1 protein-coding gene and 1 pseudogene are annotated in these 4,187 nt (G+C 74.2%); both read left to right on the top strand.

What is annotated here, in order from left to right; translation table 11 throughout:
• Positions 1-392: pseudogene (locus tag MHW47_RS32735) on the top strand (HEAT repeat domain-containing protein); the annotation flags it as partial.
• 136 nt (positions 393-528) lie between these two features.
• Positions 529-4,158: a hydantoinase B/oxoprolinase family protein gene (locus MHW47_RS32730; protein ID WP_239227476.1), complete on the top strand. Its 3,630-nt coding sequence runs from the start codon at positions 529-531 to the stop codon at positions 4,156-4,158.
• The last annotated feature ends 29 nt before the right edge of the window (positions 4,159-4,187 follow it).

Raw genomic sequence — 4,187 nt, 5'->3', positions numbered from 1 at the left:
CCGCGGTGCTCGGCGCCCTGCGCGACGCCGTACGCGGCGAGGGACCGGACGCCCCGCGCCTGTGGGCCCTGGTGGACGGCGCCGGCCGGCTGGGCATCGCCTGCGCCGCCCCCGTCCTGCGCCACGTCTACCGCGAGACCTCCTCCTCGCAGCTGCGCGGCAGGACCGCCCGCGCCCTCGCCGCCACCGACCCCTCCTTCGCCACCGGATTCGCCGTCGAGTGCCTGTGGGACTGCGAGGAGACGACCCGCGAGGTCGCCGCCCTCCACGCCGAGACCGGAGACCTCCGGGTGGCCGAACGGCTGCGCCGGCTCGCCGCCGACCCCGCCGAGGAGGCCGAGGTCCAGTCGGCCGTACGCAGCAGGATCGGCCCGGACGCCCCGGCGGTCTGAACCGCCGGACACCGTCCGAACCGGGGCCGCACACGGCCCCGCAGGAGTGCAGCGCGTCGGGGGCGCGCCGCTCCGGCCCGCAGCCCCGCGCCGCGCCCGGTTCCGCGATCACCGGGCGGCAGGCCACTATGGGGGCATGACCGGGCGCTGGGAGTTCTGGATCGACCGTGGCGGCACCTTCACCGACGTGGTGGGACGCCGCCCCGACGGACGACTCGTCACCCGCAAACTGCTCTCGCACGACCCGGACCGCTACCGCGACGCCGCCGTCGCCGGCATCCGGCTGATGCTGGACCTCGAGCCCGGCGAACCCGTCCCCGCCGACCGGGTCGCCGCCGTCAAGATGGGCACCACCGTCGCCACCAACGCCCTGCTGGAACGGCGCGGCGAACCGACCGTCCTGGTGATCACCGAGGGCTTCCGCGACGCCCTGCGCATCGCCTACCAGAACCGCCCCCGCCTCTTCGACCGCCGCATCCTGCTCCCCGAAGCCGTCTACGACCGGGTCGTCGAAGTCCCCGAACGCATCGACGCCCACGGCCGCACCGTCACCCCGCTCGACCGCGAGGCAGTCGCCGCCCTGCTCCGCGAAGCCCGCGCCGACGGACTGGGCAGCGCCGCCGTCGTCCTCATGCACGGCTACCGCCACCCCGCCCACGAACAGGCCGTCGCCGCCGAGGCCAGGGCCGCCGGATTCACCCAGGTCAGCTGCTCCCACGAGGTCAGCCCACTGATCAAACTCGTCCCGCGCGGCGACACCACCGTCGTCGACGCCTACCTCTCACCCATCCTGCGCCGGTACGTCGACTCGGTCGCCGCCGAACTCCCCGGCATCCGACTCATGTTCATGCAGTCCAACGGCGGCCTGCGGGAGGCCGCCCACTTCCGGGGCAAGGACGCGGTGCTCTCCGGACCCGCCGGCGGCGTCGTCGGCATGGCCCGCACATCCGCCCGGGCCGGCCACGACCGGGTCATCGGCTTCGACATGGGCGGCACCTCCACCGACGTCTCGCACTACGCGGGCGAGTTCGAGCGCGAACTCGGCGCCGAGGTCGCGGGCGCGCGGATGCGGGTGCCCATGATGAACATCCACACCGTCGCCGCCGGCGGCGGGTCCGTCCTCCACTTCGACGGCCGCCGCTACCGGGTCGGCCCCGACTCCGCCGGAGCGGTGCCCGGCCCCGCCTGCTACCGGCGGGGCGGCCCGCTGACCGTCACCGACGCCCAGGTCATGCTGGGCCGCATCAGCCCCGCGCACTTCCCCGCCGTCTTCGGGCCGGACGGCGACCAGCCGCTGGACGCCTCCGTCGTACGCGAGCGCTTCGAGGAACTCGCCGACGAGGTCGCCCGCACCACCGGCACCCGGCGCACCGCCGCCGAGACCGCGGCGGGCTTCCTGGAGATCGCCGTCCTCGCCATGGCCGGAGCCGTCAAGAAGATCTCCGTGCAGCGCGGCCACGACATCACCCGCTACGCCCTCACCGGCTTCGGCGGCGCCGGCGGACAGGCCGTCTGCGCCGTCGCCGACGCCCTCGGCATCGACACCGTCCTCGTCCCCCCGCTGGCCGGGGTGCTCTCCGCGTACGGAATCGGCCTCGCCGACGCCACCGCCATGCGCGAGCAGTCCGTCGAAGCCGTCCTGGACCCCGCCACCGAGGAACGCCTGCGCCGGCTCTGCGACGAACTCGCCGCCCGCACGCGCGCCGACCTGCGCGCCGACGGCATCCCCGACGACGCCGTCGCCACCCGCGCCCGCGTCCTGCTGCGCTACGAAGGCACCGACGCGAGCCTGCCCGTCCCCCTGGACACCGCCGCCGCCATGACCGCGGCGTTCACCCGCGAGCACCGCGCCCGCTACGGCTTCACCGCCGACCGGCCCCTCGTCGTCGAGACGGCCTCCGTCGAGGCCACCGGAACGGCCGGCGGCCACGCCGAGATCCGGCCCCCCGAACGCGCGACCGGCGCCCCCACCACACCGCACCCGTACGCCACCACCCGGATGTTCGCGGACGGCCGGTGGCAGGACGCCCCGCTCCACCGCAGGACGGACCTGCGCGCCACCGACACCGTCACCGGCCCCGCGATCGTCGCCGAGGCCGACGCGACGACCGTCGTGGACCCCGGCTGGCAGGCCGAACTCGCCCCCACCGGGCACATCGTCCTCACCCGCGCCCGCCCCCGCCCCGCCCGCCAGGCCGTCGGCACCCGCGTCGACCCCGTCATGCTGGAGGTCTTCAACAACCTCTTCATGTCCATCGCCGAGCAGATGGGCGTCACCCTGGAGAACACCGCCCGCTCCGTCAACATCAAGGAGCGCCTCGACTTCTCCTGCGCCCTGTTCGACGCACGCGGCAACCTCATCGCCAACGCGCCGCACATCCCGGTCCACCTCGGCTCCATGGGCGAGTCCATCAAGGAGGTCCTGCACCGCAACGCCGGCACCATGCGCCCCGGCGACGTCTACGCCATCAACGACCCGTACCACGGCGGCACCCACCTGCCCGACGTCACCGTCGTCACCCCGGTGTTCGACGAGGACGGCGGCGAACCGGTGCTGAGGTTCCTCGTCGCCTCGCGCGGCCACCACGCCGAGATCGGCGGCATCACCCCCGGCTCCATGCCCGCCTTCAGCCGCACCGTCCACGAGGAGGGCGTCCTCTTCGACAACTGGCTCCTGGTCAGGGACGGAACCCTGCGCGAGGACGAGACCCGCGCCCTGCTCACCACCGCCCCGTACCCCTCCCGCGACCCCGACACCAACCTCGCCGACCTCCGCGCCCAGATCGCCGCCAACGAGAAGGGCATCGCCGAACTGCGCGCCATGACCGACCAGTTCGGCAGCGAGGCGGTGGACGCCTACATGGGCCACGTGCAGGACAACGCCGAGGAATCGGTGCGACGCATCATCGCCGGACTGGACGACGGCCACTACCGGTACGAGACGGACAACGGCGCCGTGATCGAGGTGACCCTCACGGTGGACCGCGAGGCCCGCAGCGCCGTCATCGACTTCACCGGCACCTCGCCCCAGCAGCCGGGCAACTTCAACGCCCCCAAGTCCGTGGTCATGGCCGCGGTGCTCTACGTCTTCCGCACCCTGGTCGCCGACGACATCCCGCTCAACAGCGGCTGCCTGAATCCGCTGGAGATCAGAATTCCGGAGGGCTCCATGCTGGCGCCCGTGCCGCCCGCCGCCACCGTCGCCGGCAACGTCGAGACCTCCCAGGCCGTCACCGGCGCCCTGTACGCGGCCCTCGGCGTCCAGGCCGAGGGCTCCGGCACGATGAACAACCTCACCTTCGGCAACGACCGGGTCCAGTACTACGAGACCGTGGCCAGCGGCTCCGGGGCCGGCGAGGACTTCGACGGCACCGACGCGGTCCAGACCCACATGACCAACTCCCGCCTCACCGACCCCGAGATCCTGGAGTGGCGCTACCCCGTCCTGCTGGAGAGCTTCGGCATCCGCGCGGACAGCGGGGGAGCGGGCCGGCACCGGGGCGGCCACGGGGTCGAGCGCCGCATCCGCTTCCTGGAACCGGTCACCCTGGCCCTGCTCACCGGACACCGCCGGGTGCCCCCGTACGGCATGGCGGGCGGCTCACCGGGCGCCCTCGGCAGCCAGCACATCGAACACGCGGACGGCAGCCGTACGGAGCTGGCCGGCTGCGACAGCGCGGACGCCGGCGCCGGCGACGTCCTCGTGCTGCGCACCCCGGGCGGCGGCGGATACGGCACACCGGACGGGGCGGCGCGGCACGGCTGACCGGCGGCGCACGACCCGGCGGCGCACGG

Origin of the sequence: Streptomyces sp. OfavH-34-F (assembly GCF_022347745.1) — a bacterium.
Taxonomy (GTDB): Bacteria; Actinomycetota; Actinomycetes; order Streptomycetales; family Streptomycetaceae; genus Streptomyces.
Note: the sequence above shows the minus strand (reverse complement) of the source record. Positions and strands in the feature narration are given on the sequence as shown.